The 13,185-nt window shown below is 37.3% G+C and carries 12 protein-coding genes; 3 read left to right on the forward strand and 9 right to left on the reverse strand.

The window, feature by feature from the left end; translation table 11 throughout:
* Nucleotides 1–53 precede the first annotated feature (53 nt).
* Nucleotides 54–812 carry a pyrroline-5-carboxylate reductase gene (locus tag MLC52_RS08470; protein ID WP_434580031.1) on the forward strand — a complete coding sequence of 253 codons (759 nt, stop codon included), beginning with the start codon at nt 54–56 and terminating at the stop codon, nt 810–812.
* 12 nt (nt 813–824) lie between these two features.
* Here MLC52_RS08470 and MLC52_RS08475 read toward each other — a convergent pair whose 3' ends face one another.
* The 8 genes from MLC52_RS08475 to MLC52_RS08510 all read right to left on the reverse strand — a co-directional run bounded on the left by MLC52_RS08475 (nt 825) and on the right by MLC52_RS08510 (nt 9,006).
* Nucleotides 825–1,235, reverse strand: coding sequence for a hypothetical protein (locus MLC52_RS08475; protein ID WP_151899947.1), 411 nt, complete (start codon nt 1,233–1,235; stop codon nt 825–827).
* Nucleotides 1,236–1,324: 89 nt separating this feature from the next.
* A complete protein-coding gene (gene thrC, locus MLC52_RS08480; RefSeq protein ID WP_434580032.1) occupies nt 1,325–2,797 on the reverse strand; it encodes a threonine synthase in 1,473 nt (490 codons plus the stop codon).
* A 40-nt stretch (nt 2,798–2,837) separates the two neighbouring features.
* Nucleotides 2,838–4,064 (reverse strand): murein hydrolase activator EnvC family protein, encoded by a 1,227-nt coding sequence (locus MLC52_RS08485; RefSeq protein WP_346388989.1) that lies wholly within the window; start codon nt 4,062–4,064, stop codon nt 2,838–2,840.
* Nucleotides 4,064–4,876, reverse strand: coding sequence for a cell division protein FtsX (locus MLC52_RS08490; RefSeq protein WP_418640514.1), 813 nt, complete (start codon nt 4,874–4,876; stop codon nt 4,064–4,066). Before MLC52_RS08490 ends, MLC52_RS08485 begins: the two co-directional genes overlap by 1 nt.
* A complete protein-coding gene (locus tag MLC52_RS08495; protein ID WP_151899943.1) occupies nt 4,863–5,534 on the reverse strand; it encodes a cell division ATP-binding protein FtsE in 672 nt (223 codons plus the stop codon). Before MLC52_RS08495 ends, MLC52_RS08490 begins: the two co-directional genes overlap by 14 nt.
* The gene (gene trmB / locus MLC52_RS08500; RefSeq protein WP_346388991.1) at nt 5,527–6,699 is read right to left on the reverse strand and encodes a tRNA (guanosine(46)-N7)-methyltransferase TrmB; all 1,173 of its coding nucleotides are present in this window, start codon (nt 6,697–6,699) and stop codon (nt 5,527–5,529) included. The genes MLC52_RS08495 and trmB overlap by 8 nt, the downstream gene beginning before the upstream one ends.
* Nucleotides 6,699–8,084 carry a fibronectin type III domain-containing protein gene (locus MLC52_RS08505; protein WP_434580036.1) on the reverse strand — a complete coding sequence of 462 codons (1,386 nt, stop codon included), beginning with the start codon at nt 8,082–8,084 and terminating at the stop codon, nt 6,699–6,701. Before MLC52_RS08505 ends, trmB begins: the two co-directional genes overlap by 1 nt.
* Nucleotides 8,032–9,006, reverse strand: coding sequence for an RluA family pseudouridine synthase (locus MLC52_RS08510; RefSeq protein WP_418640516.1), 975 nt, complete (start codon nt 9,004–9,006; stop codon nt 8,032–8,034). Before MLC52_RS08510 ends, MLC52_RS08505 begins: the two co-directional genes overlap by 53 nt.
* A gap of 53 nt (nt 9,007–9,059) precedes the next feature.
* On the opposite strand from MLC52_RS08510, the gene MLC52_RS08515 reads away from it, so the two are divergent.
* Nucleotides 9,060–10,172, forward strand: a complete 1,113-nt coding sequence (locus MLC52_RS08515; RefSeq protein ID WP_434580038.1) for an FtsW/RodA/SpoVE family cell cycle protein — start codon at nt 9,060–9,062, stop codon at nt 10,170–10,172.
* 9 nt (nt 10,173–10,181) lie between these two features.
* On the opposite strand, the gene MLC52_RS08520 is transcribed toward MLC52_RS08515, so the two are convergent.
* Entirely contained in the window at nt 10,182–11,894 is a 1,713-nt protein-coding gene (locus MLC52_RS08520; RefSeq protein ID WP_188110044.1) for an ABC transporter ATP-binding protein, read from the reverse strand.
* Between the two features lie 92 nt (nt 11,895–11,986).
* Between MLC52_RS08520 and MLC52_RS08525 the strand changes: the two genes are divergently transcribed.
* Entirely contained in the window at nt 11,987–13,069 is a 1,083-nt protein-coding gene (locus tag MLC52_RS08525) for a glycosyltransferase family 9 protein (protein ID WP_188110043.1), read from the forward strand.
* Nucleotides 13,070–13,185: the final 116 nt, after the last annotated feature.

Here is a 13,185-nt window from a genome sequence, read left to right on the forward strand (position 1 = left end):
TTTTAGACTTTATTTTAATAATGTTATACTACCATAAAACATTTAGGACTTGTATGAAAACAATTACATTTATCGGAAATGGCAATATGGCACTCAGCATTGCCAAAGGTTTAAAAAACAGTTACAAAATAGAAGTAGTTGGAAGAGACCGTAAAAAGTTAGACAGTTTTGAAGAAAAACTCGGTTTACATGTAAAGAAATCTCTTCTTGATAATTTTAATATTGAAGATAAAAATATTCTCCTGTGTGTAAAGCCGGCAAATGTAGAAGAAGTGTCAAAAAAACTGCAAGGCAGAGCAGAGGTACTCTATTCGGTTTTGGCAGGAACAGGCATTCAAAAACTCAAAGATCATTTTAACACATCTGCAGTTGTAAGAGCTATGCCAAACCTTGCGGCGAGTGTTGGAAAATCCATAACAACACTTACAGGAGATACCGCCTATAAAGAAGAAGCACAAACGCTTTTTAATTCTATCGGATCAACAAGATGGCTGGCAAACGAGAAAGAAATAGACATAGCAACAGCTCTTGCCGGCAGCGGTCCTGCTTATCTTGCACTTATTGCAGAATCTTTAAGCGACGGAGCAGTCAAGCAGGGACTCAAACGCGAAGATGCCATGGCTATTATGCGTGGTTTGTTTGACGGTTTTGGAGAGCTTATCCAGGAAATACACCCTGCACTGCTTAAAGACGGTGTCATGAGCCCGGGAGGAACAACAGCAGCAGGATATGCTGCACTCGAAAAAGGAAATGTTCGCAATGCCTGCATCCAAGCAATAGAAGAAGCCTATAAAAAAGCAGTGAAGCTGTAAGACTGGGCTGCTTTAATACCCGTCTTCTGCTTCATAGGTTAAATACAGAATCATAATCCAGATCAACAGACAGACAGAGACTATTTCATACCCTATCAGCCAAACTACAGGAAATGCATTGAGATTCAGTAACTGAAAGCTTTCCCAATTTGCATTTGCTATAAATAAAAATAAAAACAAAGCTCCAACGGTATAGGGGATACCGACAAAATAGAGTATGTATGCAACGAATTCCCATTGTTCGGGAATAAACAGATAATCTTTAAAATCGACTTTTTGAGAACCAAAACTTGTACGCTTTTTAGCTGTTTTTGCTTTTCTTCCATGAAAAGACTTTGCACGTCTTTCATTCAGTATCAGCTGATTGTAATAAAGCATATTCCGCTTCTGCTTTAACTTATCCTCAGTTGTTGTTTTATTCATAATTTTTCCTATTAAAGTTATTTTACATCTTTAATAGTTAATGACAACTTAAACTGTTAATAATAATGATTTATCACTTTTTGAAAATGTTATAAAAATTTAAGTATCTCTTCTTCTATTTCCTCTTTTTCTATCACTGTTTTTTGCACTATCGGTTTTGTAAACAACTCTTGTATCATCTTTGGAATTTCAAAATTTGCCACTCTCGATATTGATTCTAACGCATCAATATCTTTCATATCAATCTCTCCTGTCAGTGCATTTGCAATTACCGGAGAAAATTTCGTCCACTCAGCTGTCGAATAGGCAATAGTCTTAATCTCAGGTTTTGAACATGTTTCATAGGATTTCATACATGTAGCCGTATGCGGATCCATCAAATAGTTATATTTTTCAAAAGTCTCTTTGATGTATTTTTTACCCTCTTCTCCTGTACAAAAATCAGCATCAAAACACTCACGAAGCTTTGTAAGTTCATCCGCTGTCAATTCATAGAAATTATTTTCTTCAAGATTTTGCATTAACTCTTTTGTTCTGTCTTCTCCAAACAGATCGAACAAAACTCTTTCAACATTTGATGACTTTAAAATATCCATAGCAGGTGATGTCGTACCGATAACTTCACAATTTCTCAAATCATATTTCCCGTCACGAATCAGACGCGTAAGCACATTGTTTTCATTTGATGAAATAATGATTTTTTCAACAGGCAGACCCATTTTCCAGGCATAATATCCCCCAAGAGCATTTCCAAAGTTCCCGCTTGGGACGTTCAGATACACTTTTTCACCCATTGTGACTGCATTTTGACGAACCAGCTCCAGATAAGAGTGAATATGATAAATAATCTGAAATATTATACGTCCAAAATTGACTGAATTTGCTGCTGAGAGTTTCATATCTTTTTTTTGCAATGCATTCTTGAAACTTTGTGAAGCCAGTAAACGTTTTAAAGCGCTTTGTGCATCATCAAAAACACCGTTTATCCCGATGACTTTTAGGTTTAGTGCATCTTCTGTCACCATCTGCAGACGCTGCACATCACTTGTTCCGCCATCCGGGTAGAGACATGCAACTTTTACATTTGCTTTGTTTTTAAAAGTTTCAAGTGCCGCAGGACCGGTATCTCCGCTTGTTGCAGCTAAAATCAAATAATTTTCATTTAATCTCTGTGCGATAGAAGAAAGAACTACACCAAAGGGTTGCAGTGCCATATCTTTAAATGCGCGAGTAGGCCCGTGATACAGTTCACTGATATAGAGGTTTTCTTTGACTTTTACAACAGGGACAGGATTGGATGCATCATCAAATTTGTCATACAGACTCAGTGCCTCATCAATCACTTCTTTTGCTATATCTATTTCAAAACGATCCAACATATCTGCTGCAAGTTCTTTATAAGAAGAGTTCAAATGCTTTTGTAAAAATTCTTCTCCGAGAGCAGGAAGATTTTGCGGGACATATAAACCGCCAAAAGATGCTATAGGACTCAATATTGCTTCCGAAAAGGTAACCGTTTGCGGCTTTTTCTTATCTACGCCGCGTGTTTGAATAAAGTTCATATTTTTTCTCTGTTTTTTATTTTTGCAATTATATCAAAATCTATTGAAATAAACGTATCGGATTAATATGATTTGTTTTTTGTGTGACTTCAAAAACAAGTTCATCTTTAACCCTGCCGATTGTTGCACCTTTGGCAATCTTTTTCCCTTTTTTGACATTTGGTGCTATCTGTGAAAGATTTGCATAAATCGTATGGAGTCCGTTTTTGTGTTCGACAATCACAATGTTGTCTAAAACCGCTGTCTTTGCCGCATAAATCACTTTACCGTTGAAAACAGTTTTTACTTTTGCATTAGGATATTTTGGTTTTAAAGAGATAGACTCATTAAATATCTTTATACCGTAAATAGGATCTGTATAGGTACCGTATTTTTTTGTAATTGTATACGCATTAAGCGGAGCAATCGTTTTTCGTCCTCTGTACCTGATTGTCTTTATTGCCTGATAACTGCTGCCGTGTTTTTTTACTTTTGGCAGATTTTTTCCAAGTTTGTTCTGACGTTTTGCAAAAGCCAGTTTTCTCATCTTTTCTTCTTTTGCTCTTTTAATTTCATCTATTTTTATAAGATTAAGCTTAGAAAGAGTCCTTTTTAAAGCATTTTGCCTTCTGATAAGACTTTTTAACTCTTTTTTGTAGGACTCTTTTGCCAAAGTCAGTTTTTTTAACGCTTTTTTGTTCTCTTTTTTTCTTCGGATTACTTCTTTTCTTTTTTGATCTATACTTGCGATTGCCACTTCGAGTGAACTTACATGTAAACTGATTAAATCTATATTTTTTTCATTTTCAAAAAATTTTCTGCTTAAAAGTTTTGCTTTGTCTTTTGAAGCTTTCAGCATAGCTTTTAAAACTTCAAACTCCATGATGGCTTCTTCGTTTTCAGGATACTCTTTTTCCAGAACAACTGATAAAGAGACAGTTTTGGCTATAACAAAAATCAGATCCTCTTCGAGTTTTTGTCGTTTTTTTTGAAGTGCTTCCTGGGATTTTTTTAAAATTTTCAACTGTTGTATATTCTCACTGTGACTGCTCTCTTTGAGAGAGAGTTCTTTTTCCAACTGTTTGAGATAACGCGTTTTTTTTGCCAACTCTGTTTTTTGTTTGATGATAGCTTTGGCCGTCTGTGCCATTTTCGCATTAAGTACAGAATAGTTCTTCGTATAAGACTGCAGCGCAGAACTTGTTTTGTTTATTTTTTTATCTATTGCTGTTGATCCGAATACAGCACTGCTGCATATAAAGAGTAAAAAAAATAATACAGCTCTCATCAGACCTCTTCTTTATGCCCTAAAACTATAAAACCTGCCAGTAAAATAGAGACTGTTATAGAAACACCAAGCATAATCAGTGAATCATACACTTTGTCAAAAATCACAACAGATATGCCTATGTTTGCAAACTGTTCTTTTACCCACGGACTTGAGGCAAAATAGGAAAAAGCTATAAATGAAATACCAAAAGCTATAAATGCATCAACAATGGAAAGCCGAAACAAAACTGCTGAACGCAACCATGTAGGCGCACCGAACAATCCCATTATATTCATTCTTTCATTGTGTTTGAACTGCCATATGCGAAGTTCTTTAAATATTAAAAGTATCGTAACAAGCAAAATAGATACAGCCAAAACAGATATGACATTTTTAAAAAGCAGCAGCAGTTTATAGGTTGTGTCATGTGTATTTGAAAAAGTTTCCACTTTTGTAATATACGGGTATGCTAAAAGCTCTTTTTTTATTTTTTGCAACTCAACAGGTGTCGGATATCTTTTTAATTTAAATTTATAAAATTTCGGCAATGTTATTTTCAACAGTTCTATATTTCTTTTGTTTATCCCGGTATTGAGTTTTTTTATAATCTCATCAGGAGAAAGCTGTTCGACAGAAGAGAGTGCTGATATTTTATCCGTCAACTCTTTTGGCTGCAATGTTTTTTGACTGACGACCACAAGTGAATAGTTGTTTGCCAGATTCTCTTTATAGGCATTGATAGATCTGTCTACTATAGTAAAAATCTGCAATGAAAACAGTATACTTACAAGAGCAATGACAAGAGAGATATGGTTTTTAAATGACTTCATGTACCTCTCCGAATTCTATATGATAGTGCTTGTAATCAACCTTCATTGTTTCAGGAATATGGTGTGTGACCACAATAACAGTAGTTTTAAGCTGCTCATTTGCACCTTCTAAAAGATTCCAGATCAGCTGTGAAGAGTAATCATCAAGATTACCTGTCGGCTCATCGGCAAGTATCAAAATCGGATTATGTGCCAAGGCTCTTGCCATGGCTACACGCTGTTGCTCTCCGCCGCTGAGCTCTAAAGGATACTTCCCCACTTGATGCTGCAGTCTTACATGCTTAAGCAGAGAGTCAACCTGACTCTGTGTGATACTTTTTTCATAGCCGTTTATAATCAGCGGCAGCATGATATTCTTTTCTATCGTCCACTCTTTTACAAGTTTATAGTCCTGAAAGACAATGCCGAGATGCTTTCGCAAAAAATTCAGCTTTGCATTTGAAACACCCTTGAGTTCAACACCTCCGACAACAAGACTTCCCTCTATGGGTTTGAGCGCACCATAGAGTGACTTTAACAGTGTTGATTTTCCGCTACCGCTTGCTCCGGTTATAAAAACAAAACTTCCCGAGTCTATAGAAAAATTTGCTTTGTTTATAATGGTTTCATCTTTGGAATAAGCAAGAGAAAGGTTTTGAGCAATAATAACTTTATCCATGTAACACCTTGTTCAGTTCTTTGTGTGCTTTGAGATTACTGCGTGATTTTAATGGGTACTCTGGATAGTAAAAAACTTCTTCATTATTGATAATAAGATACAAATGTTCCGGTCTGTCAAAACTCCCCATTGACAAACGCAGCATAACCCCTTCTTTGAGTCTGTATACACGTTCAAAATGTATAAAACCGCCTTCAAAACGAAAAGTCTTATTATGCAGTGCAATGATTTCTTCCACACTCAAGCCGGGTTTTGTAAAAGTAAAGTCACCTTCAATAGCCAATTCCTGAGAAAACTCATCATTTATCATTGTCACATCATAAATGTTTTTTTCTTGTTTTTTCCATCTGTCTTCATATTTTGAACTGATGGCTATATCTTTGTTTTTGTTAATTTGCAGTGTTGTTTTGTCAAATGCTATAAAGGTTTCATAAGAGTACACATAATAGTTTTCACTGTCTGTTCTAAGCTCCAAAGTCCCGCCAACTTTCAATACACGACGGGCCTCTTGGATAAAAGAAGTTGAGATAACTCTGCGATGCGGTTTTTTATCCCACGGAACAGGAAAATGCACATAAATAGCCCCGACGATATTTGAAGGAACAAGCTCCATAAAAAGCCTCGCATCATAATCAAGCACAAGTAAATTATCCAGCTTCTGTATAACGCTCTGTTTGAGTACCTGTTCTATGGAAGGACGATGAATCTCCAAACCTATAAAGAGCACATCAGGATTCTTTGCTGCCTGATGCAGCAAATGCCGTCCAGAGCCAAAGCCTACTTCAATGCGGACCTCTTTGTCCTGTGGAAATTCATTGGCAAAATATTCTATTTTTTTGAGTGCCGTTACTTCCTGCAGATGTATATTCTTCGGTGCCTGGGGTACATTTGAAGCGATTACATGTAACCCTGCAGCTTTTGCATATGCCAAAAGTGCTTTATGTACATTGTGTATGGAAGCGGGACGCGTAAGCTTGTCAGTTTTGAGCAGGCTTCTGTTCTCTTCTTCTTTAACCAAAAGAAAAAAATCTTCACCTTCTACAGTTGTTGCAATGAGTTTTTCATCGGCATGCAAAACATTTGATGCAATAAAATTAAAACTCACCTCATCACAAAGCTTTGGAAAATCAATTTGTTTAAATTTTTCTATATGTAAATGTGGCATTAAATCTCGTTTAAATCTAAATCTTTTACAGGAGTCACTTTCTCTTGTGTGCTGTCTGTATCCTTTGTGTAAGTTTTGACAGGAACCTCTTTCACCGGCGAACTCTTTTCTCCATCTACCACCTTGGTAAATGCACCAACTTTTATTTTGACTTCAGTACTCGGTTTTGAAACTATACCGTTTTCATCTATACCGTAAACAGTATATGCATACATACTGTCTGCAGCAATGTTTGTATCAATAAACCTGTTTGTATGAATATTCTTATACTCTTTTTTTGTCTCTTTAAACCAGCCTATCTGGCGCTTTCTGACAATTTCATAAGATTTGATTCTTGCGTCTGCAGTTTTCCAGGAAAGTTCTACTCCTGAATCAGTAAGCTGTATTGAGGTAATAACAGGAGCATCAGGCTTTGGCAGTGTCATCCCCATAACGGTATTTTTATCATGTTCGCTTTCAAGCCCGTCTTTATCCACAACACTGACTCTGTAAAAATAAACCTGCCCGTCTTTGTTAATATGATCTGTAAAGCTGTTGTTATACAGTTTGGCTATCAGTTCAAAAGAGCTGTCTATGTCTTCGCCTCTGTATAAATAGTATTGATGAAAATCTTTTTGTTTTGAAGCAGACCAGCTGATTTTTATCATTTTTGGCAAATTTTTGCTTGCACTTATATGTTCTACACCTTTTGGCAGTGCCTTTGTTACAGATTTTACAATCTGTGAAGGTTTTGAAACAATTCCATCATAGGTCTTTACCCGAATTCTGTACAGATATACGGCATTGTCTTTTAAACCTTCATCAATATACTCGGCATTCAAGCGCCCTTTCAGTATTGCAATTTTTTTAAATGATTCATCTTCAACACTCTGGCGTTCAATTATATAGGATGCAACCCGTTGATTTTCATGCGGTCTCCATATAATTTTCGCACTTCGAGGAAGTCCGGCAATGGAGTGTATCCAGGCTACAGATTCCAGGACAGGGAGAGTGCTGACATTATATACTTTACTGAGTTTGCCCTGGGCATCTTTGGAAACCACCCTGAAAGCATAACTGTATTTTGTACCTGGTTCATTCTTTGCATCAAGATAATGTGTTTTAAATCTATTGTCTATACGGTCATAATAATCCAGTTCTTTTGTGGCTTTTTTCCCTAGAATTCTTTTATAGACATAAATACCGTTTACACGCGGATCTTTTATACTTTTCCATTCAAAGGCTACCGTTTTCATATCACGCATGATTCCGTTTTTTGTAAGCATTACAACAGGCAGCGTAGAGTCTATAGCAACTTTTTTCTTTGGCAGCGGGCTTATTCCCTGACAGCCACTAAGAATCAGCAGTGAAACTGCGCATAATGTACTCAGGCTCAATAACTTCATTTAAAATCTCCGTATCAAATTTTTTATAAATTGTTTCTCGCATTATAGCATCAAACTCTGCTTGAAAAGTTAACTTTTCTTTTGTTGAAGGATGAATAAAGTAAATCATATAGGCATGCAGCAAAATACGTTCCGAGTTCTCCTGTTTTGGGCTCAATCCATAGATATGATCCCCCAAAATATGACGGTTCATACTCTCAAGGTGTACCCTTATCTGATGGGTTCTTCCGGTAAAAAGCTTACAGGCTATAAGCTGTGTCTGTTCATCTTCACTCAAAGCCAGATGTTTAAACATCGTTTTTGCATACTTTGCATGTTCCAGTCCGGATGCCATTTTCAAACGGTTATGGGCACTTCTGCCTATGTTTGATTCTATTGTGGTAATTTCTTCTTTTAGAGGGGGCACTATGACAGCTATATAGTAACGCCCCATACTTTTGTCCTGCAACTGTTTTGACAAAAATTCATGGGCAGCATTGTTTTTGGCAACAACCATTGTGCCACTCGTTCCTTTATCCAGACGGTGCACGATACCGTGACGCTCTTCCCCGCTTATAGTAGAAAGTCTGATACCTTTGTGCTTGAGCCAGTCAACCAGGGTTGCTTCTTTGACACTCGGTGCAGGATGGACCGTTACTCCGCTTGGCTTGTTTATGACCAGAACGTCATCATCTTCATATAAAATTTCAACATCAAAATCTACATCAAGTGCTTTTTCCTCTTTCGCCTCAGGAAATTCTACCCTGACTGTCTGTCCTGATTTAAGTTTTACACCCGGACGGGGAACTTTTTTTCCATCGACAAAGACACATTTATGTTTGATCAGTCCTGCTATCTGCGAACGGGTCTGTCCTATCTGTGCAGTCAAAAAAGTATCCAGTCGTTCAGGATTTACGCATTTGTATTCTTGTGTGTTTATCATTCTTTACAGCCTTTATGATACAATCATAATAATTTTATTTTGGAGTTACAAATTTGTGGAGATTTGATAAGAGTATTTTATCACAATTTGACTTTTTTTCCATCATTCTTATCATTCCTTTGATAATTATGTCTCATTGGCTCATCGGTGAAGCTGTCCCTGCTCTTGCTGAAAAACAGCTTGCCTATGTCGGTGTTGCACTTTTGGCTTTTTTGGTTGTATTTTTATTGCCTATCAGACGGATGAGCTGGCTTATCCCTTTTATATACTGGGGCAATATTGCCCTGCTTTTTGCAGTAGAACTTTTCGGACACTCACGCCTTGGAGCCCAAAGGTGGATAGAAACACCCTTCATCAATGCCACCATACAGCCCTCAGAATTTGTAAAACCTGCGCTTATTTTAATGCTTGCCTATCTTATACATAAAAATCCTCCTCCTCAACAAGGCTACAGACTCAAAGATTTTTTACGCATAAGCTTTTACATACTGCTCCCTTTTGTTCTTATTGCAAAAGAACCGGATTTGGGTACAGCCCTTGTTTTACTGCTTATAGGCTATAGCGTTTTGTTTTATGTAGGTGTTTATTGGAAAATAATAGCCACTATTGTTGCAGGAATTTTGATTCTGTCCCCGCTTGCCTATAAATTTATGCTGCATGATTATCAAAAAGAGAGAATTACAGATTTTTTAAGTGAAAAACCATCGTATCACGTACAGCAGTCTATCATCGCTATAGGCTCTGGCGGATGGACAGGAAAAGACAAAGAGAATGCGACACAGACACAGATGAAATTTTTGCCTATCGCCACAAGTGATTTTATTTTTGCCTTTGTTGTTGAGCGAACCGGCTTTTTAGGAGCGTTAGCACTCATTTTACTCTATGCTATGCTCATCCTGCATCTTTTGAGTCTGAGTATATTTAACAATGACTACTATATTAAAGTTGTAACTGTCGCTATCTCTTTTATGATTTTCATATATATGGGTGTCAACATTGCCATGACTATAGGCTATGCCCCTGTAGTCGGCGTACCTCTGCCTATGTTTTCCTACGGAGGCAGCAGTTTTTTAAATTTTATGATACTGTTTGCCATCATGCAAAATCTCATCACATTCCGATACAAAGATATGTATGACAAAGGTGGGACAAAAAGCTTTGTATAGTCTCACAGACTATTTTTTCAGTTCTCCCGCCAGTCTTTGATACACAGCAGAACACTCTAAAAGCTCTTTATGTGTACCGCTCGCCACTATAAGCCCTTTTTGCAGTACCAAAATTTTGTCAGCATGCTCAATTGTAGAGAGACGGTGTGCGATTGTCAGTGTGATTTTATCTTTCGTGTAGGCATCAAGTGCTTTTTGTATACGTTTTTCACTCTCATTGTCCAGTGCCGATGTTGCTTCATCAAAAAGCAGCAGTGAAGCATGTTTGTATATTGCTCTGGCAATGGCAATGCGTTGTCTCTGCCCACCTGAAAGATTTGCCCCTGCTTCACTCATCATAGTATAGATACCCTCTTCAAGCTGCATCACAAAATCATAGGCATCCGCCAGTTTCAGAGCTTCTATGACTTTTGCCTCATCTATACTTTCTTCACCGTAGGCAACATTGGCAGCCAGGGTGTCTTGAAAAATGTAGATACGCTGTGAAACAAGTGCAATATGATGTTTGAGTGACTTTTGCTTGAATTCTTTGATATTGATGCCGTTAATGAGAATCTCTCCGCTGTCGGGATCATAAAAACGCAAAAGCATATTCATAAAAGTAGATTTGCCCCCGCCACTGTCCCCTACAAGAGCAATATGCTCTCCTTGGTTGATTGTCAAAGTAATACCATCTAATATATTGATATTTTCATACTGCAAAACAACATTTTTGTATTCAATTTTCCTAATATCCTCTTTGAGCTCTTTTGTACCCTCGACGACACTGTTTTCTTTGTCTATGATTTCAAAAACACGCTCACTTGCCGCAAGCGCATCCTGAATTTTCGAATAGGTTCCGCCAAGTTTGCGAATCGGTTCAAATACAAGTCCTACTGCCGTGATAAATGCTGTAAACTCACCAACAGTCATTTTACCGTCAAAAACCTCTTTACCCCCGACATACACGACCATGGCAAGTCCTGAAACTGCTATGATCTCCATAATAGGCGAAACAAGGGCACCGACATAAATGGCTTTCATATTTATCTTGAAAAAGTTCCAGTTTTCTACACTGAAACGGGAGACTTCAAATTTTTCTGTTGCATTGGCTTTAATGATTTCACTGTTGTTAAAAACTTCTGTCAAACGCGATACCAAATCGGCATTTTTACTCTGGGAACGGTGTGAATATTTTTTGAGTTTTTTGGCAATAAGCATCAAAGGGTAAATAATCAAAGGCACAACAATAAGTGTATAAAAAGAGAGTAAAGGGTTGAGATAGACAATGTACCCCACGAGTGCAATAACCGTTAAAAGGTCACGAAACATATCAGGAAGCATATTTGAAACAAAATACTGAATTCGGCCTATGTCATTTGTCACACGAGAAATAAGCTCTCCGCTCCGGTTTGCATACAAAAATGCCATATCAAGATGAATCATTTTGTCTAAAAGTATTTCACGAAAACGGGTCACAATACTCTGTCCGATGTACTCCATGAAAATTGTCTGAATATACTTTCCAATCGCTTTTGTCACATAAATGGCAATAAGCCCAAGAGGAATAATGTAGAGCATTGTCTTGTCTTTTTTAATGAACATATCATCCATCATTGGCTTCATAATCTGTGCAGTTCCCACAGTTGACACAAGAATGAGCAACCCACCAAAAATGACAAGCAAATAGTAGAGTTTATACTCTTTTATATAAGGCCAAAACCGTTTAACAATCTCTTTCAAATGCACTCCGTTAAGTTAATATGACATTTTACACTAACTATCCTATATAAATGTTAATTGGCTATAATTACACAAAAAAAACAAAGATTCCTATGAAATATCCTTTACATGTAACCCTAAGAAAAAAACTCTCGAGTATTCTCAATGGTGTGCTTTCTTTATTTTCTCACAAATCACAGCCTGCTCAATATATTGACAAAGAGCGCATCAAAAGCATTGTCATAATACGGCCAAATTACCGAATAGGGAACCTGCTTTTTTTAACGCCTCTTATCAACGAACTTTCAAAAGAGATGCCAAATGCCAAAATAGACATCATTGTCGGTATGAAACTTGCCGGAAAAATTCTTGAACCTCTGCCAAATGTTGACAAAGTCATAGACATCCCCCGAAAACTGCTTTTGCATCCGCTTGAAATGTTTGCCTATATCAAACAGGCCAGAACAAAACAGTATGATATTGCGTTAAATATTTCCGGTGGTTCCACCAGTGCCCAAATCGTCACGGCACTCACAAGAGCAAAATACAAAGCCAGCTTCGCAAGTGACAAACTCTGGGCAAATTTCACACATATTCAAGAAAGAGGCTTAAAGACCTACAGGCATATGGGACTTGAAAGTCTGGAATTTTTACGGTTTTTCAAAATTGATTTTCCCAAAAAAATGCCAACGCTTGATATAAAACCGACACAAGAGGAGAAAGAAAAGGCAAAGCAAGACTTGCTTTCACTGTTACATGTAAACAACATTGATACCGATACAAAGGTTATAGCCATCTTCAGAAATGCAAGATTTGACAAAAAAATAAGTGATGAATGGTGGAATGAATGGGTAGATACACTCCTTAAACTTGATGAGAATATTGTTATCATAGATATCCTTTCACCCGATATTCCTACAAAACTCAACGAAAAAGTTTTGGAATATGCCAACAAAGATTTAAGAGTTTTAGGGGCGTTTTTTCAGGCATGTGATCTGTATGTCAGTGCGGACACAGGACCTATGCATCTTGCAGTCGCTTCAGGTGCAAAAGTTTTGGCACTTTTCAACAAGACAGATATTCAAGTCTACGGTGCTTTGGGAAAACAGAACAGAACCATAAACATAGAAAAACTCTCACCCGGGGATGTTGCACACATTACAACTGACTTTCTCAGTACTGTCAGTCCGGACTAATTGAGTCTCAATGCCACCGCAGTGAAGTACGGGCTCCGAAAAAACTGTTTAACGTAACAGTATTAATATACATTTGAATAGATGATGTGAAAACAGAATTTGATGATTGAATAAGT

Source organism: Sulfurimonas sp. NW15, from assembly GCF_051132285.1.
Lineage (GTDB): Bacteria > Campylobacterota > Campylobacteria > Campylobacterales > Sulfurimonadaceae > Sulfurimonas > Sulfurimonas hydrogeniphila.

Excerpts from the sequence above, each read along its gene's own strand:
- MLC52_RS08470 (WP_434580031.1), top strand. The coding sequence starts at position 54 with ATGAAAACAATTACATTTATCGGAAATGGCAATATGGCACTCAGCATT.
- MLC52_RS08475 (WP_151899947.1), bottom strand. The coding sequence starts at position 1,235 with ATGAATAAAACAACAACTGAGGATAAGTTAAAGCAGAAGCGGAATATG.
- thrC (WP_434580032.1), bottom strand. The coding sequence starts at position 2,797 with ATGAACTTTATTCAAACACGCGGCGTAGATAAGAAAAAGCCGCAAACG.
- MLC52_RS08485 (WP_346388989.1), bottom strand. The coding sequence starts at position 4,064 with ATGAGAGCTGTATTATTTTTTTTACTCTTTATATGCAGCAGTGCTGTA.
- MLC52_RS08490 (WP_418640514.1), bottom strand. The coding sequence starts at position 4,876 with ATGAAGTCATTTAAAAACCATATCTCTCTTGTCATTGCTCTTGTAAGT.
- MLC52_RS08495 (WP_151899943.1), bottom strand. The coding sequence starts at position 5,534 with ATGGATAAAGTTATTATTGCTCAAAACCTTTCTCTTGCTTATTCCAAA.
- trmB (WP_346388991.1), bottom strand. The coding sequence starts at position 6,699 with ATGCCACATTTACATATAGAAAAATTTAAACAAATTGATTTTCCAAAG.
- MLC52_RS08505 (WP_434580036.1), bottom strand. The coding sequence starts at position 8,084 with ATGAAGTTATTGAGCCTGAGTACATTATGCGCAGTTTCACTGCTGATT.
- MLC52_RS08510 (WP_418640516.1), bottom strand. The coding sequence starts at position 9,006 with ATGATAAACACACAAGAATACAAATGCGTAAATCCTGAACGACTGGAT.
- MLC52_RS08525 (WP_188110043.1), top strand. The coding sequence starts at position 11,987 with ATGAAATATCCTTTACATGTAACCCTAAGAAAAAAACTCTCGAGTATT.